This window comes from Cupriavidus phytorum (assembly GCF_003254285.1).
Classification (GTDB): domain Bacteria; phylum Pseudomonadota; class Gammaproteobacteria; order Burkholderiales; family Burkholderiaceae; genus Cupriavidus; species Cupriavidus phytorum.
The window spans coordinates 536342-557735 of the sequence record NZ_QKZN01000002.1 but is presented as its reverse complement, the minus strand read 5'-3'; the positions used below and the strand labels follow the sequence as shown (position 1 = coordinate 557735).

At 66.6% G+C, this 21394-nt stretch carries 22 protein-coding genes; 8 read left to right on the top strand and 14 right to left on the bottom strand.

The features are described 5' to 3' along the window. Positions 1-16 precede the first annotated feature (16 nt). The 4 genes from C7416_RS07980 to C7416_RS07965 are packed head-to-tail and all read left to right on the top strand — an operon-like array spanning position 17 to position 3676. Positions 17-517, top strand: a complete 501-nt coding sequence (locus C7416_RS07980; protein ID WP_111517898.1) for a TRAP transporter small permease — start codon at positions 17-19, stop codon at positions 515-517. 16 nt (positions 518-533) lie between these two features. Next, positions 534-1811: a TRAP transporter large permease gene (locus C7416_RS07975; RefSeq protein WP_111517897.1), complete on the top strand. Its 1278-nt coding sequence runs from the start codon at positions 534-536 to the stop codon at positions 1809-1811. A 40-nt stretch (positions 1812-1851) separates the two neighbouring features. Next, a complete protein-coding gene (locus tag C7416_RS07970; protein WP_111517896.1) occupies positions 1852-3009 on the top strand; it encodes an alpha-hydroxy acid oxidase in 1158 nt (385 codons plus the stop codon). A 55-nt stretch (positions 3010-3064) separates the two neighbouring features. Next, the gene (locus tag C7416_RS07965) at positions 3065-3676 is read left to right on the top strand and encodes a PPC domain-containing DNA-binding protein (RefSeq protein ID WP_111517895.1); all 612 of its coding nucleotides are present in this window, start codon (positions 3065-3067) and stop codon (positions 3674-3676) included. 108 nt (positions 3677-3784) lie between these two features. Here the strand turns inward: C7416_RS07965 and C7416_RS07960 are convergent, their stop codons facing one another. The 5 genes from C7416_RS07960 to guaB all read right to left on the bottom strand — a co-directional run bounded on the left by C7416_RS07960 (position 3785) and on the right by guaB (position 9174). Further along, positions 3785-4726, bottom strand: a complete 942-nt coding sequence (locus C7416_RS07960) for a cyclase family protein (protein ID WP_181461166.1) — start codon at positions 4724-4726, stop codon at positions 3785-3787. A 47-nt stretch (positions 4727-4773) separates the two neighbouring features. Continuing rightward, a complete protein-coding gene (locus C7416_RS07955; protein WP_111517893.1) occupies positions 4774-5097 on the bottom strand; it encodes a MoaF-related domain-containing protein in 324 nt (107 codons plus the stop codon). A 229-nt stretch (positions 5098-5326) separates the two neighbouring features. After that, a complete protein-coding gene (guaA, locus tag C7416_RS07950; RefSeq protein ID WP_111517892.1) occupies positions 5327-6946 on the bottom strand; it encodes a glutamine-hydrolyzing GMP synthase in 1620 nt (539 codons plus the stop codon). Next, on the bottom strand, positions 6921-7532 hold the full coding sequence (locus C7416_RS07945; protein ID WP_092308587.1) for a hypothetical protein: 612 nt from the start codon (positions 7530-7532) through the stop codon (positions 6921-6923). Before C7416_RS07945 ends, guaA begins: the two co-directional genes overlap by 26 nt. Positions 7533-7710: 178 nt before the next feature. Next, positions 7711-9174: an IMP dehydrogenase gene (gene guaB, locus C7416_RS07940; RefSeq protein ID WP_111517891.1), complete on the bottom strand. Its 1464-nt coding sequence runs from the start codon at positions 9172-9174 to the stop codon at positions 7711-7713. A gap of 123 nt (positions 9175-9297) precedes the next feature. Between guaB and C7416_RS07935 the strand changes: the two genes are divergently transcribed. Next, positions 9298-10257 (top strand): DMT family transporter, encoded by a 960-nt coding sequence (locus C7416_RS07935; protein WP_111517890.1) that lies wholly within the window; start codon positions 9298-9300, stop codon positions 10255-10257. Between the two features lie 190 nt (positions 10258-10447). Continuing rightward, positions 10448-10972 carry a DUF4124 domain-containing protein gene (locus C7416_RS07930; RefSeq protein WP_111517889.1) on the top strand — a complete coding sequence of 175 codons (525 nt, stop codon included), beginning with the start codon at positions 10448-10450 and terminating at the stop codon, positions 10970-10972. Between the two features lie 55 nt (positions 10973-11027). Here the strand turns inward: C7416_RS07930 and C7416_RS07925 are convergent, their stop codons facing one another. Together C7416_RS07925 and C7416_RS07920 are read right to left on the bottom strand one after the other, a co-directional pair. Beyond that, positions 11028-11375, bottom strand: a complete 348-nt coding sequence (locus C7416_RS07925) for an RnfH family protein (RefSeq protein WP_111517888.1) — start codon at positions 11373-11375, stop codon at positions 11028-11030. Then, entirely contained in the window at positions 11362-11799 is a 438-nt protein-coding gene (locus C7416_RS07920) for a type II toxin-antitoxin system RatA family toxin (protein WP_111517887.1), read from the bottom strand. The genes C7416_RS07925 and C7416_RS07920 overlap by 14 nt, the downstream gene beginning before the upstream one ends. Positions 11800-11978: 179 nt before the next feature. Between C7416_RS07920 and smpB the strand changes: the two genes are divergently transcribed. Continuing rightward, entirely contained in the window at positions 11979-12431 is a 453-nt protein-coding gene (gene smpB, locus C7416_RS07915; protein ID WP_062800102.1) for an SsrA-binding protein SmpB, read from the top strand. Positions 12432-12481: 50 nt separating this feature from the next. Here the strand turns inward: smpB and C7416_RS07910 are convergent, their stop codons facing one another. The 3 genes from C7416_RS07910 to ppsA form a co-directional block, all read right to left on the bottom strand. Then, positions 12482-13414: an SPFH domain-containing protein gene (locus C7416_RS07910; RefSeq protein WP_111517886.1), complete on the bottom strand. Its 933-nt coding sequence runs from the start codon at positions 13412-13414 to the stop codon at positions 12482-12484. A 108-nt stretch (positions 13415-13522) separates the two neighbouring features. Continuing rightward, positions 13523-13957: an NfeD family protein gene (locus C7416_RS07905; RefSeq protein WP_111517885.1), complete on the bottom strand. Its 435-nt coding sequence runs from the start codon at positions 13955-13957 to the stop codon at positions 13523-13525. Between the two features lie 153 nt (positions 13958-14110). Beyond that, positions 14111-16495, bottom strand: coding sequence for a phosphoenolpyruvate synthase (gene ppsA / locus C7416_RS07900; protein ID WP_111517884.1), 2385 nt, complete (start codon positions 16493-16495; stop codon positions 14111-14113). Positions 16496-16901: 406 nt separating this feature from the next. On the opposite strand from ppsA, the gene ppsR reads away from it, so the two are divergent. Further along, positions 16902-17705, top strand: coding sequence for a posphoenolpyruvate synthetase regulatory kinase/phosphorylase PpsR (gene ppsR, locus C7416_RS07895; RefSeq protein ID WP_010809585.1), 804 nt, complete (start codon positions 16902-16904; stop codon positions 17703-17705). A gap of 58 nt (positions 17706-17763) precedes the next feature. Here ppsR and C7416_RS07890 read toward each other — a convergent pair whose 3' ends face one another. From C7416_RS07890 to lpxA, 4 genes are read right to left on the bottom strand one after another with little or no spacing between them, the layout of a single operon-like run. Continuing rightward, positions 17764-18546 carry a TrmH family RNA methyltransferase gene (locus C7416_RS07890; RefSeq protein ID WP_111517883.1) on the bottom strand — a complete coding sequence of 261 codons (783 nt, stop codon included), beginning with the start codon at positions 18544-18546 and terminating at the stop codon, positions 17764-17766. Beyond that, on the bottom strand, positions 18543-19328 hold the full coding sequence (gene rnhB / locus C7416_RS07885) for a ribonuclease HII (RefSeq protein ID WP_111517882.1): 786 nt from the start codon (positions 19326-19328) through the stop codon (positions 18543-18545). The genes C7416_RS07890 and rnhB overlap by 4 nt, the downstream gene beginning before the upstream one ends. Next, complete coding sequence (gene lpxB, locus C7416_RS07880) at positions 19328-20545, bottom strand: lipid-A-disaccharide synthase (protein ID WP_111517881.1); 1218 nt, start codon at positions 20543-20545, stop codon at positions 19328-19330. The genes rnhB and lpxB overlap by 1 nt, the downstream gene beginning before the upstream one ends. A 12-nt stretch (positions 20546-20557) precedes the next feature. After that, entirely contained in the window at positions 20558-21361 is an 804-nt protein-coding gene (gene lpxA / locus C7416_RS07875) for an acyl-ACP--UDP-N-acetylglucosamine O-acyltransferase (protein ID WP_111517880.1), read from the bottom strand. Positions 21362-21394: the final 33 nt, after the last annotated feature.

Sequence of the window (21394 nt, the reverse complement as noted above, 5' to 3'; positions counted from 1 at the left end):
CGAGGAGTCCTCAATCATGAACCGAATTACGCTGCGCCTGATCCAGGGCGCGATGGTCGCCATGATGGCCGCCATGATCGTGCTGGTCTTTGGCAACGTGGTGCTGCGCTACGTCTTCAATTCCGGCATTGCCTTCTCCGAGGAAGCCTCGCGCTTCATCTTCATGTGGCTGACGCTGACCGGCGCCCTGCTGGTGATGCATGACAAGGCCCACCTGGGCATGTCCACCGTGGTAGCGCGGCTGGGCGAGACCGGCCAGCGTGCGTGCCGCCTGCTCGCCGACGCGGGCGCGCTGGTCTGCTGCCTGCTGCTGGCCCATGGCGCGTGGCAACTGGTGGCGATCGGCATGGACGACCGCGCGCCTGTCACCGGCGTGCCGCTGGGCGTGGTCTATGCCTGCCTGCTGGTGTGCAGCGTCGGCATGGCGGCGATGCTGCTGCACGGACTGTGGCGCCTCGCCAGCGGCCGCATGGCGCAGCATGAACTGGTGCCGCAGTCCGGCGCCTCCGGCGAATAAGCACAGGGAGCCTGTCATGACCATCTTTGTCTTTGTCGGCTCGCTGCTGGGCGCGATGTCGCTCGGCATGCCCATCGCCTTCGCGCTGCTGGCGTCCGGGGTTGCGCTGATGCTGCACCTGGGCAGCTTCGATACGCAGATCCTCGCGCAGAACATGCTCGAGGGTGTCAACAACTATCCGCTGATGGCGGTGCCATTCTTCATGCTGGCGGGCGAGCTGATGAACGCTGGCGGGCTGTCGCGGCGCATCGTCCGCGTCGCCGACGCTGCGGTCGGGCACGTCCGTGGCGGGCTGGGCTACGTGGCGATCATCGCGGCGACGGTGGTGGCCAGCATTTCAGGCTCGGCGGTGGCCGATACCGCCGCGGTCGCCGCGCTGCTGATCCCGATGATGCGCAATGCCGGCTACAACGTGCCGCGCGCGGCGGGCCTGATCGCGGCGGGCGGCATCATCGCGCCGGTGATCCCGCCGTCGATCGCCATCGTCGTGTTCGGCGTAGTGGCGCAGGTGTCGATCACCAAGCTGTTCCTCGCCGGCATCGCCCCCGGCGCGATGATGGCGCTGACACTTGCCGTTACCTGGCACTTCTGCGCACGCAAGGAAAAGCTCGCGCCCACCGAGCCGTTCAATGGCCGCCGCCTGGCCCGGGCCGCGCTCGACGGCATCTGGGCCCTGGTGCTGCCGATGGTGATTATCGGCGGCATGAAGATCGGCGCGTTCACGCCGACCGAGGCGGCGGTGGTCGCCGTGGTCTACGCCATGGTAGTCGGCCGCTTCGTCTACGGCGAACTGAAGCTGCGCGCGCTGCCGGAACTGATCGTCACCGCGGCCAAGACCTCCGCCACGGTGCTGTTCCTGGTGGCCTGCGCGCTGGTGTCGGCATGGCTGATCACCATCGCCAATATCCCGGCGCAGGTGACCGACCTGCTCGAGCCGTTCATCGACAACAAGATCCTGCTGATGCTGGTCATCATGATCCTGGTGATCGTGGTGGGCACCGCGCTCGACCTGATGCCGACGGTGCTGATCATGACCCCGATCCTGATGCCGGTGATCACCAAGGCAGGCATCGACCCGGTGTACTTCGGCGTGATGTTCGTGCTCAACAACGCCATCGGCCTGCTGACGCCGCCGGTAGGCACGGTGCTCAACGTCGTGGCAGGCACTGCGCGCTGCAGCCTGGACAGCGTGATCGGCGGGGTCTGGCCGTTCCTGCTGAGCCTGACCGCGCTGATGTTCCTGTTCGTGCTGTTCCCGCAGCTGATCCTCGTGCCGGCCGCATGGCTGCATTGAGCCCCCCATCGTTACGCTTCTTCTCCTTGCAGGACACAGGATGTCATCCATCAACGAGATCGAGGACTTGCGCCGGCTCGCCCGGCGGCGGGTGCCGCGCATGTTCTATGAGTACGCCGACTCCGGTTCGTGGACCGAGTCCACCTACCGCGCCAACCAGCGCGAGTTCGGCAACCTCCTGCTGCGCCAGCGCGTGGCCGTGGATATCGGCGAGCGCCGCGTCGCCACGCGGATGCTGGACCAGGACGTCGCCATGCCGGTGGCGATCGCCCCGACCGGGCTGGCCGGCATGCAGCACGCCGACGGCGAGATCCTGGCCGCCCGCGCCGCGCGCGATTTCGGCGTGCCGTTCACGCTGTCCACGGTCAGCATCTGCTCGATCGAGGACGTGGCCGAGGCCACCGGCGGCCATCCGTTCTGGTTCCAGCTCTATGTGATGCGCGACCGCGCCTTCGTCGAACGCCTGATGGACCGCGCCCGCGCCGCGGGCTGCCCGGCGCTGGTGCTGACGCTGGACCTGCCGGTCAGCGCGCAGCGCCACAAGGACCTGCGCAACGGCCTGTCGGCGCCGCCGCGCCTGACGCCGTGGAACCTGCTCAACATGATGGGCAAGCCGCGCTGGTGCCTGGGCATGCTGGGCACGCGCCGCCGCACCTTCGGCAACATCATCGGCCATGTGCAGGGCGTAGACGACATGACCTCGCTGGCTGACTGGTCGAGCCGCCAGTACGACCCGACGCTGGACTGGGACGACGTGGCGTGGATCCGCCGACGCTGGCCCGGCAAGCTGGTGCTCAAGGGCATCCAGGATGTCGAGGATGCGCGGCTGGCGTGCCAGTCGGGCGCGGACGCGCTGATCGTGTCCAACCACGGCGGCCGCCAGCTCGACGGCGCGCCGGCATCGATCCGCGCTCTGCCAGCCATCGCCGAAGCCGTGGGCGAGCGCATCGAAGTCCATATGGACGGCGGCATCCGTTCTGGGCAGGACGTGCTCAAGGCGGTCGCCCTTGGCGCCAAAGGCGTCTATATCGGCCGGCCGATGCTGTATGGACTGGGCGCCATGGGACAGGCCGGCGTGACGCGCGCGCTGGAGATCATCCGCAAGGAGCTCGACCTGACCATGGCCTTCTGCGGCCACACCGACATCCGCGCGGTCGGCACGGACATCCTGCTGCCGCCGCATCCGCCCGCCTCGTAGTTTTCTTGCTGTAGCGACAAACCCAGACGCAATCAAACCAGACAGGAGACAACAGATGCTCATCCTTCGCCAAACCCTGCGCGCCCGCCAGGCGCTCGCCACGTTTGCAGCGGCCACCGCCGTCGGCGCCGTCGCCCTGACGCCCGCGCCAGCCGCGGCGCAGCCGGCGCCTTCCGCCGAATGCAAGGCGGCACTGGACGCCCGTGCCCAGAACCCCAACTACCCGCGCGACAGCGTGCCGCGCTACATCAAGACCCTCACCGGCTACCTGCTGGTGCTGCGCATGGGCGACAACGTGTTCGAGCAGATCGAGGCCTTTGCCATCTGCGAGAAGGTGCCGAGCGCGAGCCTGTCGGCGATCGGCTTCGCCAATGTCACGTTCGGCTTCTGGGATGCCGCGAAGAAGCAGTTCAACCCGCGCACCTTCCGCAACGTGGAGATGGCCAGCATCGTCGGCAGCCTGGCGTGGAAGGAAGACAAGCCGTCGATCCATGCGCACGGCGTGGCCGGCGACAGCAGTTTCGACACGTACGGCGGCCATATCCTGTCGATGGAGGTCGGCACCGGATCACTGGAGGTGACGGTCATCACGCATCCACAGCTACTGGAACGTGCGACCGATCCGCGTATCGGTGCCAATGTGCTTGGATTGCACGATACGCACTAAGGACTCTCCTGTACGGCTTGGCAGATGCAAAGGGCAAGCCTGACCTCCACCGCAGTGCGGCGCGTCCTCAGGACTCGCCGCAGCGGCTTCTGGAAGCCGTATTCGTGGTCATCGGATGGCGACCGGATTGACGTTGACTTGTGTGGAACCCACGTACAGCGGCTGACCCAGTACAAAGAGAAACTCCCACGCCTTGTCACGTACGAGTGCGCGGCTGTCGATCAATTCCAGGTTGTAGATGCCGCGCTTGGCGAGCATGTACTGGTTTACCGGGAACTCCTCATTGCCGCGCGGGTTCGGATAGACTTCGGACGCCCACGTGTCGCCGCCGAACGCAACGATGCCCTGGTCGGCCAGCCACTGCGCGGCTTCCATGCCGATACCGGGTTCCACTTCCAGGAACTGCTTGTTGTCCTTGCCGATCAGCTCCAGCCACCCCGTGTTGAACAGCACCACATCTCCTTTGCGCAGGGTCAGCCCTTCTTTCCTGAGGACGGCCTGGATGTCGGCGACGGTGAACTCGGTACCGCCGGGGACGATCGCCTTGCCATAGTGCGCGGTCATGTCGAGCACCACGCCGCGGGTGACGATCGGCGGCACCTTCTCGACGCCGAGCTTCTTCACGCCGTCGACGGTGACAAAGTCTGCCGCCTTGTTGCCGTTGTAATAGACGTTGTCGATGCCGATGTGGCCGATGCCATTGAGCTGCGTGCCGACACCCGTCCAGGCGTTCACGAGTTCGTCGTTGAAGGTGAACTTGTTGTGCCCCAGCGACTTGCCGGCCTGCTGGCCCACCTGCACGTTGTAGAGCCGGAAGCTGCGGTGGCGGAACGCGGGCAGGTCCTTGTTCACCGGTACGGCCAGCGGATAGGTCTTGCCGGTCTTCACCAGCGTGACAGCCTGCCTGACTACATCGGGGGTCAGCAAGTTTGCCGCACCGATTTCGTCGGTCGGGCCGTAGGCGGACGGCTGCCAGTCCGCCGCGGAGGCAGCGTGCATGGCAAGCGGCAGCATGGCGGCCAGAGCAAGTTTCGCGAAAGTCGTCTTCATCATCGATCTCCGGGTCTGGTTCAGGCATCAGGCGCAGCGGGCGCCGTTCAGAGGGCGCGCAGGCTGCCTTCGAGCCGGTGGAAGTCCAGCGAGGGCGCGGTGAAGAACGAACGCGAAGTGCCGGCGGCAAAGTCGTCGAGGTGGACGACCGTGGCCCGGTCGGCTTCCTGCCATGAGATCGCATAGATCTCGCCGGCAACGTGCTGCCAGCTGTAGGCGACTTCGCCCGTGGCACCGGCGAAGTCGCCTTCGGTGATCTCGTAGCGCATGTGGATGCCATCTTCGGCATAGGCGTTGATCGCGGTCAGCCCGGCGTAGCGGACTTCGAACGTCTTGCCGGCAAACGGCGGGCGATGGGTTGGTGCGTTCATGGCTGGTCTCCTGCGAAGGCGTGAAATATCAAGCGATGGATCGCAGTGTGCCCGCTTAACTTTTGCTAAAAAAGTAGCTTATGAACCAAACTGTCTTGATTTCGGATCAACAATGGGCATCACGCCCGACGGAATCCAGGCGGCGGCAGAGCCAACCAAGAATGAAAAAAGCCCGCATTTTCGCGGGCTTGGAGGTGCTATTTGGTGCCGGCTGATGCCGGCCGCGGGATCATTCCCACTCGATCGTAGCCGGCGGCTTCCCCGACACGTCATACACGACCCGGTTCAAACCCCGCACTTCATTAATGATCCGGTTCGAGCAGCGGCCCAGCAGCGCATACGGCAGGTGCGCCCAGTGCGCGGTCATGAAGTCGGTGGTCTGCACCGCGCGCAGCGCGACGACGTAGTCGTAGGTGCGGCCGTCGCCCATCACGCCGACGGACTTGACCGGCAGGAACACGGCGAAGGCCTGGCTGGTCAGGTCGTACCAGCTCTTGCCGACCTGATCGGGCTCGCACAGTCCGGCGGCGGCGTCGTGTTCGGTGGCGATGGTCTTGCGCAGTTCTTCGATGAAGATGGCATCGGCGCGGCGCAGCAGGTCGGCGTAGTCGCGCTTGACTTCGCCGAGGATGCGCACGCCCAGGCCCGGGCCCGGGAACGGGTGGCGGTAGACCATTTCGGGCGGCAGGCCCAGCTCCACGCCGAGCTCGCGCACTTCGTCCTTGAACAGGTCGCGCAGCGGCTCGAGCAGCTTCAGGCCCAGCGTTTCGGGCAGGCCGCCGACGTTGTGGTGGCTCTTGATGGTGGTGGCCTTCTTGGTCTTGGTGCCGCCCGACTCCACCACGTCCGGGTAGATGGTGCCCTGCGCCAGCCACTTGGCGTTGGTCAGCTTGCGCGCCTCGGCCTGGAACACCTCGACGAACTCGCGGCCGATGATCTTGCGCTTCTGCTCGGGATCGGTGACGCCGGCCAGGTGGCCGAGGAACTGCTCGGAGGCGTCGACATGGACCACCTTGGCGTGCAGGCGGCCGACGAACATCTCCATCACCAGCTTGCCTTCGTCCTGGCGCAGCAGGCCGTGGTCGACGAACACGCAGGTCAGCTGGTCGCCGATGGCGCGATGGATCAGCGCCGCGGCCACCGACGAATCGACGCCGCCGGACAGGCCCAGGATGACTTCCTCATCGCCGACCTGCTCGCGGATCTTGGCGACCGCTTCCTCGATATGGTCGCGCATGACCCAGTCAGGCTTGCAGCCGGCGATCTGCAGCACGAAGCGCTCCAGCATCTGGCGGCCCTTGACCGTATGCGTGACCTCCGGGTGGAACTGCACGGCGTAGTAGTGGCGCGTTTCGTCGGCCATGCCGGCGATCGGGCAGCTCGGCGTGGAGGCCATCAGCTTGAAGCCGGGCGGCAGGCCGGTGACCTTGTCGCCATGGCTCATCCACACCTTGAGCATGCCGTGGCCATCCGGCGTGCGGAAGTCCTCGATGTCCTTGAGCAGTTCGGTATGGCCATGGGCGCGCATCTCGGCGTAGCCGAATTCACGCTGGTCGCTCCACTCGACCTTGCCGCCCAGCTGCACCGCCATGGTCTGCATGCCGTAGCAGATGCCCAGCACCGGCACGCCCAGGTCCCACACCGCCTGCGGCGCGCGCAGCTGGTGGTCTTCGTAGGTGCTGGCGTGGCTGCCGGACAGGATGATCGCCTTGGGGGCGAATTCGCGCACGAACGCGTCGCTGACGTCGTTCGGGTGGATTTCGCAATAGACGTGCGCCTCGCGGACGCGGCGGGCGATCAGCTGCGTGACCTGCGAGCCGAAATCAAGAATGAGGATTTTGTCGTGCATGATGGGCCGATGGCGTGTCTTCCGGGATGGGCTCGGTCACGACTTCCGTGCCGGGGCCATAGCCCGGCGGCGGCGTGATGACCGGCTCGCGCCGGTATTCTGGGGTATTCGTGGGGCGCGCCGCGGGGGCAACGCCGGGTTCCTTCCTGCTTTCCTGTTCCTGCAGCGCGCGTTCCATCTTCCGTTGCTGTTCGCGCACGCGCACGCGCTTGGCCGCCGGGATCTGCACCACGGCAAAGAACAGCAGCACCACCGCCATGGTCGGCAGCCAGATCTTGCCGGCGCCTTCCAGCGGCAGCTCCAGGAACACCATCCAGCCGATGATGAGCACCGCGCTGGCCAGGTTCACATAGCCTGCCGTGCGCGCCACCGGCACCGTCAGCTGGCCGTTGAAGGCGGCCTGCCACAGCAGCACCGACAGCCCCACCAGTGCCACGCCCAGCAGCTGCCCGAACAGCGCAGGCTGCGGCTGCGGCAACTGCAGCGCCGCGTACAGCGTGGTGAACGGGGACATCAGCAGCAGGATGCCCAGCAGCAGGTCCACCAGGGCATCGAAAAACAGCACGGCTCGCAGCAACACCTTCATTGGCGCTCCTCGTCTTGGCCCCGGCCGGCGGTGCGGCGGGCATCAGGACAACGCCTGCATGGCGCGCGGCCAGGTTCGGATGGGATGGCGGGTCCGGCGCGGGCACGCGGCGGCGCGCCCTCGCCCCGATGCCGGCGGCCGCGCACCGCCTGCAGGGACGGTGCGCGGCCGCGGGGCATCAGTCGATATGGTAGTTCGGCGCTTCCTTGGTGATCTGCACGTCGTGCACGTGCGATTCACGCATGCCGGCTGCCGTGATCTGGACGAACTGGGCGCTGTCGTGCCAGTCGGCAATCGACTTGCTGCCGCAATACCCCATCGAGGCGCGCACGCCGCCGGTCAGCTGGTGGATGATGGCCATCACCGAGCCCTTGTACGGCACGCGCCCTTCGATGCCTTCGGGCACCAGCTTGTCGACGTTGGCGGTGTTGTCTTCCTGGAAGTAGCGGTCGGCCGCGCCGTCCTTCATCGCGCCCACCGAACCCATGCCGCGGTAGCTCTTGAACGAGCGGCCCTGGAACAGGAAGGTCTCGCCCGGCGCTTCCTCGGTGCCCGAGAACATGCCGCCCATCATCACGGTGTGCGCGCCGGCCGCGAGGGCCTTGGCGACATCGCCCGAGTAGCGCACGCCACCGTCGGCGATCAGCGGCACGCCGGTGCCCTTGAGCGCTTCGGCCACGTTGGAGACGGCAGTGATCTGCGGCACGCCGACGCCGGCAACGATACGCGTGGTGCAGATCGAGCCCGGGCCGATGCCGACCTTGACGCCGTCGGCGCCATGCTCGACCAGCGCGCGCGCGGCGTCGCCGGTGGCGATGTTGCCGCCGACCACCTGCACCTGCGGGAAGTTCTGCTTGACCCAGCGCACGCGGTCCAGCACGCCCTGGCTGTGGCCGTGCGCCGTATCGACCACAATCACGTCGACACCGGCCTTGACCAGCAGTTCGACGCGCTCGTCGTTGTCCGGGCCCACGCCGACCGCGGCGCCGACGCGCAGCTGGCCATGGTCGTCCTTGCTGGCGAGCGGGTTGTCCACCGCCTTCTGGATGTCCTTCACCGTGATCAGGCCGCGCAGCTCGAAGGCCTGGTTCACCACCACAACGCGCTCGAGGCGGTGGCGGTTCATCAGCCGCTTGGCTTCTTCCAGCGGCGCGTCCTCGGCCACCGTCACCAGCTTGTCGCGCGGCGTCATCTTGGCGCGCACCGGGGCGTCGAGCTCTTCCTCGAAGCGCAGGTCGCGGTTGGTGATGATGCCGACCACGGCCTTGCCCTCGACCACCGGGAACCCGGAAATGCCATGCTGCTGCGACAGCGCGATCACATCGCGGATCTTCATGTCCGGCGAAATGGTGATCGGGTCACGCAGCACGCCCGACTCGTAGCGCTTGACGCGCGCGACTTCGCGGGCCTGGTCGGCGGGCTTCAGGTTCTTGTGGATGATGCCGATGCCGCCGGCCTGCGCCATGGAAATTGCCAGGCGCGCTTCCGTCACGGTGTCCATCGCCGCGGAGACCAGCGGGATGTTCAGTTCGATGGAGCGGGTCAGGCGGGTGCGGAGGGAAACATCCCGGGGAAGGACGGCCGAATAGGCCGGGACGAGCAGCACGTCATCGAATGTGAGTGCTTTCTGGACAAGACGCATAGCAAATCCTCTAGGCGCAAAACCGAATTATACAGGAATGCGCGATTTGCTGATGCCCGGCAACGGCCTTTCCCAGGTGCCGTCTGCTATGCTCGTTGTCTTTTTATCCGGGCACGGCGAAGTATGGGAATCGGCGTATTGTGCGGGCTGCTGGCTGGCGCGTTCTGGGGCATGGTGTTCATCGCCCCCAAGCTGCTGCCCGCGTTTTCGCCGTGGGAACTGGCCATCGGCCGCTACCTGGCCTACGGGCTGGTGGCCTGCGTGGCCGCGCTGCCGCTGCTGCGACGCATCGCGCGCAAGCTGACCCGGGCCGACTGCGTGGCGCTGCTGCGCCAGGCATTTACCGGCAACCTGCTCTACTACGTGCTGCTGGCCTTCGGCGTGCAGCTGGCCGGGGTCGGCCCGACCTCGCTGATCATCGGCATCCTGCCGATCTCGGTCACCATCATGGGCCGGCGCGACCACGGCGCGGTGCCGCTGGCGCGGCTGCTGTGGCCGCTGCTGGTGGTGGCCGCGGGCATTGCCTGCATCAACATCGACCTGTTCGGCGGCGGCCAGGGCGCCCATGCGGCGGCGGCCGGCGCCGTGGCGCGGCCGGTATGGCAGAAGCTGGCCGGGGTCGGCTGCGCCGCCGGCGCGCTGGTCTGCTGGACGCTCTACGCGGTCGACAACGCGCGCTACCTGCAGCGCAACCCGCATTACAGCGGCAATGAATGGTCGGCACTGTACGGGCTGTCGACCGGCGCGGTGTCGGCGGTGCTGGCGCTGGTCGGCTGGGTCATCGCCGGCGACACCCTGAGCGCCGCCGACAGCGGCCGCGACTGGCAGTGGTTCTGGATGGTCAACGCCGCGGTGGCGCTGGGCGCTTCGCTGATCGGCAACAACCTGTGGAATATCGCCAGCCGGCGCCTGCCGCTGACGCTGTCGGGCCAGATGATCGTGTTCGAAACGCTGTTCGCGCTGGCCTATGGCTTTGTCTTCGACCAGCGCTGGCCGCGCCCGCTGGAAATCGCCGCGATCGTGTTGCTGATGATCGGCGTGGCCTGGTCGGTGCGCTTGCACGCCACCGACAAGTCTGCGTAGACTAGCGAACCATGGCGCGGGGGTCACACGCGTCAGTTAAAAATACAACGCAGTTCCAGGGTCAAACCGGCGCTACGCATTGCCATGCAGGCGGGGCGCCCGCGCTATCGCCGCGGCGGTCCTTGCCGCGGCCTCGCCATCCATGCAGCCGGCGGCCCGTGCTTCCAGAGCCACTTTGAGACGTCCCGCCATGCAACCATCGTCCGCGCCGTGCCTGCTTGCCGCTGCTCTTGCCGCCCTTCTGGCCGCGCCTGCGCCGGCCCTCGCCTACTGGCAGTGGCGCGACGCCAACGGCCACATGGTCTACAGCGACGTGCCGCCGTCCACGGCCGCGGCCAGGGTACTGCGTGCACCGGGGCGGCATGCCGGCGACTTCCAGCCGGTCCAGGCGGCCCAGGCAGCGGACACCGCCATAGCCGCACCGGCTCCGGCCAAGGCATCGGCCAAGCCCCCCACCGCACCGACGCCCGAGGAAGCGTTCCAGGAGCGCCGCGAAGCCAGCCTGAAAGCCGCCGCCGAAGAAGCCCGTAGGGAAACCGAAGCGACCGAGCGCGCCGCCCGTTGCGCGCAGCTGCGCAACTACGCCACGGGCCTGCAGCAGGGCATGCGCGCCGCGGTCGCCGGACCCGATGGTTCGCTGCAGCACCTGAACAGCGAGCAGCGCCAGGCGGAAATCCTCAAGACCAGCGCCAACCTGGAAAAGCACTGCAGCTGAAGCCCTGCAAAACGGGGCCGCACGGGCCCCGTCTGCTTTGGCGGCAATGCGCGGCTCAGCCGTTGCCGCGCAACCATTTCTGGCCCTCGCGCGTGCCGCTGGCGCGCTGCTTCTGTACCCGCTTGCGGCGCGCCTGCTTCGGATCCGCCGTCAGCGGCCGGTAGACCTCGATGCGATCGCCGTCGCGCACCACCGTCTCCGGGGTCTTGAGCTTGCCGAAGATGCCCACGCGCATGGTGGCCGGATCGACTTCCGGGCAAGCCTGCTGCAGGCCCGAGCCGACGATGGCGGCGGCGATCGTGGTGCCGGCGGGCACGTCGATCGCCTTCAGGAACACGGCATCCGGACGCGCGTAGCAGACCGCGACATGCACCGTGCCGGCGCCAGGGTCAGCTGGTGCCATAGACCACCTCGGCGCGCTTGACGAAGGCATCGACAAAGGTATTGGCGATCATGCTGAAGACCGGGCCGATCAGCTTCTCCAGCAGCAGGCTGGAAAACTCGTAGTGCAGGTGGAACTCGATCTTGCACGCGTCCTCGCGCAGCGGCGTAAAGCGCCATGACCCGTTGAAGGTCTTGAACGGCCCGTCGGCAAAGCTCATGTCGATACGCGTGGGGCGTTCCTGGGTATTGCGCGTATGGAAGAACTGCTGGATGCCCTTGAAGTGGATATGGATCTTGGCGTCGAGCTTGGTCTCGGTCTGCTCGAACACCTCCACGCCGCCGCACCATGGCAGGAACTTGGGATAGTCCTCCACGCGGGTGACCAGGTCATACATCTGCGCGGCGGAGTAACCGAGCAGGACGGATTTATGGACGTCTGCCATGTAAGGGGAAATCTGGCTTGCGGCCCTGCCGCGCGCTCTGCGCGGCAGGCATGCGCCTGTGCCGGGGGCTGGTTTGCTAGAATCCCGATTTTAGCCGACCCGCGCGCCCCGCGGCATCCCGCCATGCGGCGCTGCAGCGAACCGGCCAGCATCCACCCTACCGCACCCTACCAGCACGCATGACCATTGCAGATAACAAGAAGGCCTTCTTCGACTATTTCATCGAGGAACGATACGAGGCCGGGATCGTGCTGGAAGGCTGGGAGGTCAAGGCGATCCGCGCCGGGCGAGTGCAGATCAAGGAAGGCTACGTGGTCGTGCGCGACGCCGAGATGTTCCTGATCGGCGCCCATATCAGCCCGCTGCAGAGCGCCTCCACCCACGTCAAGCCCGATCCGGTGCGCACGCGCAAGCTGTTGCTCAAGGCCGACGAAATCAAGAAGCTGATCGGCAAGGTCGAGCAGCGCGGCTACACGCTGGTGCCGCTGAACCTGCATTACACGCGCGGCCGCGTGAAATGCGAGATCGGCCTGGCCAAGGGCAAGAAGCAGTTCGACAAGCGCGAGACCGAAAAACAGCGCGACTGGCAGCGCGAGAAGGCCCGCATCATGAAGGGCGACAACAAGGACTGAACCGCCGCGCCGCGCGCCCTTCGTTCAGCCCCCCTTCATTCAGCCCCACTTCAAGCGGCCTTCTGCTGGCCCTTCACGATCTGCAGCGCCGTGGCGATCATGCTGCTCATCTCGCCCATATTGCCCGGCACGATCAGCGTATTGCCCTGCTTGGCGAGGTTGCCGAACGCCGCCACGTATTCCTCGGCCACCTTCAGGTTGACCGCATCCATGCCGCCTTCCGTGCGGATCGCATTGCCGATCTTCTGGATCGCCTGCGCATTGGCCTCGGCCACCGCCAGGATCGCGCTGGCCTCGCCCTGGGCCTTGTTGATCGCCGCCTGGCGCTCACCCTCCGACTTCTGGATCGCCGCCTCGCGCGCGCCGGTGGCGAGGTTGATCTGCTCCTGGCGCTTGCCTTCGGACGCCGCGATCAGCGCGCGCTTCTCGCGCTCGGCGGTGATCTGCGCCTGCATCGCATGCAGGATCTCCTTGGGCGGGGTCAGGTCCTTGATCTCGTAGCGCAGCACCTTCACGCCCCAGTTGGAGGCAGCCTCGTCCAGCGCGTTGACCACGCTGTGGTTGATGAACTCGCGCTCCTCGAAGGTCTTGTCCAGTTCCAGCTTGCCGATCACCGAGCGCAGCGTGGTCTGCGACAGCTGCGTGATCGCGACCACGAAATTGCTCGAGCCGTAAGACGCCTTCATCGGGTCGGTGACCTGGAAGTACAGCACGCCGTCGACCTGCAGCTGCGTGTTGTCCTTGGTGATGCAGACCTGGCTGGGCACATCCAGCGGGATTTCCTTGAGCACATGCTTGTAGGCGACGCGGTCGACGAACGGCACCACGATCGACAGCCCCGGCGTCAGGGTCGCGTGATAGCGGCCCAGGCGCTCCAGCACCCAGGCGTGCTGCTGCGGCACGATCTTGATGCCCTTGGCGATCAGCACGATAACGGCGATAAGGATGATCAGCGGCAGCAAACCAAGCTGAAAAGCAAGCATGTAACGACCCTCCAGGCAGAACACATCGGTACGGCGCCGCCGGTCGGCGGCAGGCGGAACACACCGCGGCCGCGGCCGCGATGCGCAAAGGATTCGGAAGTCAGGGCTTCAGCGGGGCGAGACCACCAGCGTGCTGCCACGTACCGCGACGATGCGGTAGCGCCCCGGCGCGACGGCGCGATCGGGGGGACAATCGGGCGCCAGCTCGACGGTCCAGTCGGCGCCGCGATACGGCACGCGCGCGCGCCGGTTGGCGTCCCACGCGGGCACGTCGAGCTCCTGGCCGATATCGAGGTTGACGTTGGGATCGGCCGCGGCATTGCCGCGCCGCAGCTTGCCGAAGCGGGTGCGGCGCAGCCCGGCGATCAGCACCGCCGCCACCAGCGCCCCGACCAGGGTCTGCGCCGCGGGCGAGGCGCCCAGCAAGGCCGCCACCCCGGCGGCGGCCAGGCCCACCGCCACCATCAGCAGATAGAAGGTGCCGGTGTTCAGTTCGACGATCACCAGCAGCACCGCCGCCACGAACCAGATGTAGTACGCCATCCAAGCTCCCGTTCGACCACGGATTTCCCGAAAAAGTAAAAAACCCCGCAGCGCCATACAGCGTCTGCGGGGCTTTGCAACACCTGACGCAGGGCCGGTGCCTACGCCGGCTGCCCGAGGGCGCCGGCAATCGTTATTGTGACGTCAAATGCCTCAGGAAGCCAGCTTTTGCCAGGTCTCGACCACCGAGTCCGGGTTCAGCGAGATCGACTTGATGCCTTCCTTGGCCAGCCAGGCGGCAAAGTCCGGATGGTCCGAAGGACCCTGGCCGCAGATGCCGACGTACTTGTCCAGGCGGATGCACGCCGAGATCGCGCGCGACAGCATGAAGCACACCGCCGGATCGCGCTCGTCGAAGTCCTTGGCCAGCAGCTCCATGCCCGAGTCGCGGTCCAGGCCCAGCGTCAGCTGGGTCAGGTCGTTCGAACCGATCGAGAAGCCGTCGAAGAATTGCAGGAACTCTTCGGCCAGGATCGCGTTGGACGGCACTTCGCACATCATGATGATGCGCAGGCCGTTCTCGCCGCGCTTCAGGCCATGCTTGGCCAGCAGCTCGATTACCTTCTCGGCCTGGCCGAGCGTGCGCACGAACGGCACCATGATCTCGACGTTGGTCAGGCCCATTTCGTCGCGCACGCGCTTCATGGCCTTGCATTCCATCTCGAAGGCTTCGGCGAAGTCTTCGGCGATGTAGCGCGAGGCGCCACGGAAGCCTAGCATCGGGTTTTCTTCATCCGGCTCGTAGCGCGAGCCGCCGATCAGCTTCTTGTACTCGTTGGACTTGAAGTCCGACAGGCGCACGATCACGGGCTTCGGGTAGAAGGCCGCGCCGATGGTGGCGATGCCCTCGGCCAGCTTGTCGACATAGAACGCGCGCGGGCTGGCATGGCCGCGGGCCACGCTTTCGACGGCCTTCTTCAGGTCGGCGTCGACTTGCGGGTAGTCGAGGATGGCCTTCGGGTGGACGCCGATATTGTTGTTGATGATGAATTCCAGGCGCGCCAGGCCGACGCCGTTGTTCGGGATCTGCGCGAAGTCGAACGCCAGCTGCGGGTTGCCGACATTCATCATCAGCTTGACGTCGATTTCCGGCATCTCGCCGCGCTGGACCTCGGTCACTTCGGTTTCCAGCAGGCCGTCGTAGATGCGGCCTTCGTCGCCCTCGGCGCACGACACCGTCACCAGCGTGCCGTCCTTGAGCACGTCGGTGGCATCGCCGCAGCCGACCACCGCCGGCACGCCCAGTTCACGCGCGATGATGGCGGCGTGGCAGGTACGGCCGCCACGGTTGGTGACGATGGCCGAGGCGCGCTTCATCACCGGTTCCCAGTTCGGGTCGGTCATGTCGGCCACCAGCACGTCGCCGGGCTGCACGCGTTCCATCTCGGACGGGTCGTTGATCACGCGCACCGGGCCGGTGCCGATCTTCTGGCCGATGGCGCGGCCGCTGGTCAGCACCGGGGCCGTGCCCTTGAGCTTGAAGCGCTGCTCGGCCTTGCCGGCCGACTGGCTCTTCACGGTTTCCGGGCGGGCCTGCAGGATGTAGATCTTGCCATCCTTGCCGTCCTTGCCCCACTCGATGTCCATCGGGCGGCCATAGTGCTTCTCGATGATCATCGCGTAGCGCGCCAGTTCGGTCACGTCCTCGTCGGTGATCGAGTAGCGGTTGCGCAGTTCGGCGGGCACGTCGACGGTCTTCACGCGGCCGGCTTCGCCCGGCTTGGTGAATTCCATCTTGATCAGCTTGGAGCCGATCGAGCGGCGGATGATCGGGTACTTGCCGGCTTGCAGCGTCGGCTTGAAGACGTAGAACTCGTCCGGGTTGACCGCGCCCTGCACCACGGTTTCGCCCAGGCCGTAGCTGGAGGTGATGAAGACCACGTCGGGGAAGCCCGATTCGGTGTCGATGGTGAACATCACGCCGGAAGCGGCCAGGTCCGAGCGCACCATGCGCTGGATGCCGGCGGACAGCGCCACCACGTCATGGGCAAAGCCCTTGTGCACGCGGTAGGAGATGGCGCGGTCGTTGTACAGCGAGGCGAACACGTGCTTGATCTTGTCGAGCACGTCGTCGATGCCGCTGACGTTCAGGTAGGACTCCTGCTGGCCGGCGAACGAGGCGTCGGGGAGGTCTTCGGCGGTGGCGGACGAACGCACCGCGAACGAGGCCTCGGCGCCTTCGCGCTCGGCCACGCGGGCATAGAACTCGCGGATTTCCTGTTCCAGGCGCGGCTGGAACGGTGCGGTCGCGACCCAGTCGCGGATCTCGGCGCCGGCCTCGGCCAGGGCCTTGACGTCGTCGACGTTCAGGGTCTTCAGGCGCTGCGAGATGCGCTCGGTCAGGTTGTTGTGGGCAAGGAAGTCGCGGAAGGCGAGCGCGGTGGTGGCAAAGCCGCCCGGAACCCGGACGCCGGCTTCCGCCAGCTGGGAGATCATCTCCCCCAGCGACGAATTCTTGCCGCCGACGATTTCCACGTCAGCCATGCGCAACTGCTCGAACGGCAGCACATAGGCGCCGTTATCTGCCTGGTTAGTCATGAGAGCCTCAAAACAAAGTAGAAAACTGGTTGCGCATTCCCGGTATGTTGTTGATGTTCTGTTCCCGGGCGGATCGCTTGGCTAAGCAACCCCGAACTGGCGCTGCGGACCTGGCGCTACGGCTCTCATCGCGTAGCGCGCATTGTCGACAATTCCGGGCGCGGTTTGTGGCGCGGGCATGTTGCCGAGCCGGCCACCCTATGGAATTGCTTAGCGAAAAGATCGCCGCTATTCTACCGTGCTGCGCCGCACTTTTCTGCGGAAGATTCAATCTATTTATTCCACCCTCCCCATGTCCCAGCCAGAAGCGCCCGGAACGGCGACACCCGGGTCCCAGCCTGGAACGCAAGCCGAAACCCCTGCGGCGCCGGCGCCGCAGGCGGCCGAGCGCCCCGCGGTGCGCACCGTGTTTATCGTCTCGGATGGCACCGGCATCACCGCCGAGACCTTCAGCCACTCCATCCTGGCCCAGTTCGAGATGCGCTTCCGCAAGGTGCGCATGCCCTTCGTCGATACCCCGGAAAAGGCACATATCGCCGTGGGCAAAATCAACGAGGCGTTCCACAACGAAGGCGTGCCGCCGATCGTCTTCACCACGCTGGTCAACCAGGAAGCGAACAAGGCACTGCGCCGCGCCAAGGCGATGATCCTGGACATGTTCCAGACCTTTATCGAGCCGCTCGAGAAGGAACTGGGCCTGAAGTCCACCCACGCCATCGGCCGCTTCCACCAGAATGCGGACACCGAGGCCTACAAGAACCGGATCGAGGCGATCAACTTCTCGCTGGCGCATGATGACGGCCAGTCACACAAGAACCTGGAAGAAGCCGACGTGATCCTGGTGGGCGTGTCGCGCAGCGGCAAGACCCCGACCAGCCTCTACCTGGCGATGCAGTACGGGCTGAAGGCGGCCAACTATCCGCTGATTCCCGACGACTTCGAGCGCGGCAGGCTGCCGTCGGCACTCTATGCGTTCAAGCCAAAGATCTTCGGCCTGTCGATCGACCCACAGCGGCTGACCGAGATCCGCAACGAGCGCCGCCCCGGCAGCAAGTACGCCGCGCTGGAAAACTGCCGCTACGAGGTCAACGAGGCCGAGGCGATGATGCGCCGCGAAGGCATCAAGTGGCTGTCGTCGACGCACAAGTCGATCGAAGAGATCGCGACCACGATCCTGCAGGAGATCAAGGTCGATCGCGACAACTACTGAAGCAGAAAAAAAAGAAAGCGGCCGCCCGGGCCGCTTTTTTGTAGCCGAGCCGGCGCGCTCAGCCGGCGCGCCGCTGGCGCACTGCCTCGAACAGGCAGATCGCCGTCGCCGCGGCCACGTTCAGCGACTCCATCCCGCCCGGTTGCGGAATGCCGACCTTGCGCGTGACATGCGCCATCCAGCCCTCGCTGACCCCTGCCCCTTCGTTGCCGACCACCCACGCCACCGGCGCGCGCAGGTCGGTATCGAATACCGCGGCCTCGGCGTGCGACGAGGTCGCCAGCAGCGGGATCGCCAGCCGCGGCGCCAGGGACTCGAGCGTGCAATGCTCGACGATATTCAGGTGGAAGTTCGCCCCCATGCCGGCGCGCAGGGTCTTGACCGACCACGCGAAGGCGCAGCCAGTGGCGAGGAAGGCATCGCGGATGCCCGCCGCGGCCGCGCTGCGCAGGATCGAGCCGACGTTGCCGGCGTCCTGCACCCCGTCCAGGATAATGCAGTCCTGCTCGATGCGCGCCGGCAGGTGGCCCGCCGGGGTCTCGATCACCAGCATCAGGTCGATGCCGTTGACCACGCCGCTGATCTGCGTGAACAGCGCATCGGCCAGCACCACCACGCGCTCGCTGTCCACCTGGGCCAGCAGCGGCGCCACTTCGGCGTGGTCGTAGTGGCGCTCCGACACCAGGCAGGTCACGGGCTGGCCACGCGCGGCCACGTAGGCCTGCGCCAGGTGCACGCCGTCGAGCAGCGACTGGCCGGCCTTGCGGCGCTGGTGCGTGGATCCGGCAAGCGCCTTCAGGTGCTTGAACAGCGCGTTGTCGCGCGAGGTGACGTGCTTCACGATGCTTCGGGTGGCAGGAAGGTGCCGAGCTGGGTGACGGCTTCGGTTGCGGCACCAGCGAAGGCGGCTGCGTCGGCGTCGGCTTCAATGTCGGCAATGTTTTCGATGACCGGCGCGGCGGCGACCATGGCGGTAAACAGCGGCCGCTGCGCCAGCGCCTCGCGCACGGGCGCGAACGAGCGGCGGTGGTGCGGGGTCGCGCCGAATTCGGCCAGCGCCGCCATATGCTGCGGCGTGCCGTAGCCGACGTGCGAATCGAAGCCGTATTGGGGGTAGGCCGCGTGCAGTTCCATCAGGGCGCGGTCGCGCGCCACCTTGGCCAGGATCGACGCCGCCGAGATCGCCTTGACCAGCGCATCGCCCTTGACGATGGCTTCGACCGGGTACGCGACCTGCGGGCAGCGATTGCCATCGACCTGCACCAGGTCCGGCACCACGCCGCTGGCGGCCAGGCCCTGCACGGCACGCTGCATCGCCAGCATGCTGGCGTGCAGGATGTTGATGGTATCGATCTCCTCGACCGTGGCGAAGGCGATATGCCAGCCCAGCGCGCGCTCGCAGATCTTCTCGTACAGCGCCTCGCGCCTGGCAGCGGTCAGGATCTTGGAGTCGGCCAGGCCACGGATCGGGCGTTTCGGGTCCAGCACCACCGCGGCGGCATAGACCGGCCCCGCGAGCGGGCCGCGGCCCGCCTCGTCGACGCCGCACAGGCGCTGGATGGCGCTGGCAGCCGGCGCCAGGTCCAGTCCCAGCTGCGGTGATGCAGCATTGCGCCGTGCCATCAGACGGTCCCCCGGCTGCGCATCAGGTCGACCACGACATCGGCCGCCAGTTGCGCGGTGTTGCACTTGAGCGTCTCGTGCATGCGCGTGAAATGCTCGTACAGGAAGGCGGTATTGCCCTCGTCGTTGAGCTGCAGCAGGGTCTCGCGCGCCAGCGCCTCGGGCGTGGCGTCGTCCTGCAGCAGCTCGGGCACGACAAAGCGCCCTGAAAGGATATTAGGCAATCCCACGTAAGGCAGATAACCCTGGCGCTTCATGATCTGCGCGGTCAGCCAGGGCACCTTGTACGAGATCACCATCGGCTTCTTGTACAGCGCCGCCTCGAGCGTGGCGGTGCCGCTCGCCAGCAGCACCACGTCGGCGGCTTCCATGGCCAGGTGCGACTTGCCGTCGACAATGGTGAGGCACAGTTCCGGATGCTGGTGGTGCAGGTCTTCGACGATGGCGCGCAGCGGCGCACTGGCCGCCGGCAGCACGAACGCCAGCTTCGGGTCCATGCGCTGCATGCGAGCCATCGCCGCGAAAAAGGTGGCGCCGAGGTTGCGCACCTCGGACTGGCGGCTGCCCGGCAGCACCGCCACCACGCGGTGCCCGGGCGGCAGCTTCAGCGCCGCGCGCGCGCCGGCCACGTCGGGCACCATCGGGATCACGTCGGCGAGCGGATGGCCCACGTAGGTGGCCGGAATGCCGGCCCTGGCGTAGATCTCGGGCTCGAACGGGAACAGGCACAGGATGTGGTCGACCGCGCGTGCGATGGTGCGGATGCGCCCGCCACGCCAGGCCCAGATCGACGGGCTGACGAAATGCACCACCGGGATCCCGGCGCGGCGCAGCGGCACTTCCAGGCCGAAATTGAAGTCCGGCGCATCGACCCCGATAAAGCACAGCGGCGGCTCGGCCAGCAGCCATTCGCGCACCGCGCGCCGCGTGGCGAGGATCTCGCGCAGCGAGCCCAGCACCTCGACATAGCCATTGACCGACAGCGTTTCCATCGGCCAGCGCGAGGTGAAGCCCTGCGCCATCATGCGCTTGCCGCCGATGCCGGCGTAGTCGACCACGTCGCCGGTCTCGGCCAGGCGGGCCTTCAGCCCGCCCATCATCAGCGAAGCCAGCAGGTCGCCCGAGGCCTCGCCGGCCACCATGGCGATGGTGCCGCGCTTGCCCGCGGCACTGCCGTTGCCCGCGGGCAGGTCCTTCCGAATCGCGGCGTCAGCCATGTGGGTCCGGTCTCAGCGCACGATGCCGCGCTGGGTCGCGGCAAGGAAGTCGACAAAGGCCTGCAGCGGCGCCGCGGTGCCGGCATCCACCTGCGCCAGCAATGCGGAAATCTCGTTGCGCGCCTCGTCGAAGCTGAGGTCGGACTTGTAGAGCAGCTTGTAGGCCTGGCGCAGCGCGGCGATCTGGCCGGCATCGAAGCCGCGGCGGCGCAGACCTTCGACGTTGATGCCGTGCGGCGTGGCCTTGTTGCCGCTCTTGTCGCTGGCCGCGATCACGAACGGGGGCACGTCCTGCACCAGCGCCGAGGCGCCGCCCAGCATCGCATGGGCGCCGATGCGCACGAACTGGTGCACGCCGCTCATGCCGCCCAGGATGGCCCAGTCGCCGACCTCGACGTGGCCGGCGATCTGCGCGTTGCTGGAAAACACGGTGTGGTTGCCGACCATGCAGTCATGGGCGATATGGACGTAGGCCATGATCCAGTTGTCGTTGCCGATGCTGGTCAGGCCGCGGTCCTGCACCGTGCCGGTGTGGATCGTGGTGAATTCGCGGATGGTGTTGCGGTCGCCGATCTCGAGCCGGGTCGGCTCGTTGCGGTACTTCATGTCCTGCGGCACGCCGCCGACCGAGGCATACGGGCCGATGGTGTTGCCCGCGCCGATCGTGGTATGGCCCTCGACCGTCGTATGCGAGCCGATCCGGGTGCCGCTGCCGATCCGCACGTTGGGGCCGACGATGGAGAACGGGCCGACGCTCACGTCGGCGGCCAGCTCTGCCTTCGGGTCGACCAGTGCGGTGGGGTGGATTTGCGTCATGCGTACTGTCCTGTGATGGGTCTGGTGAAGGAT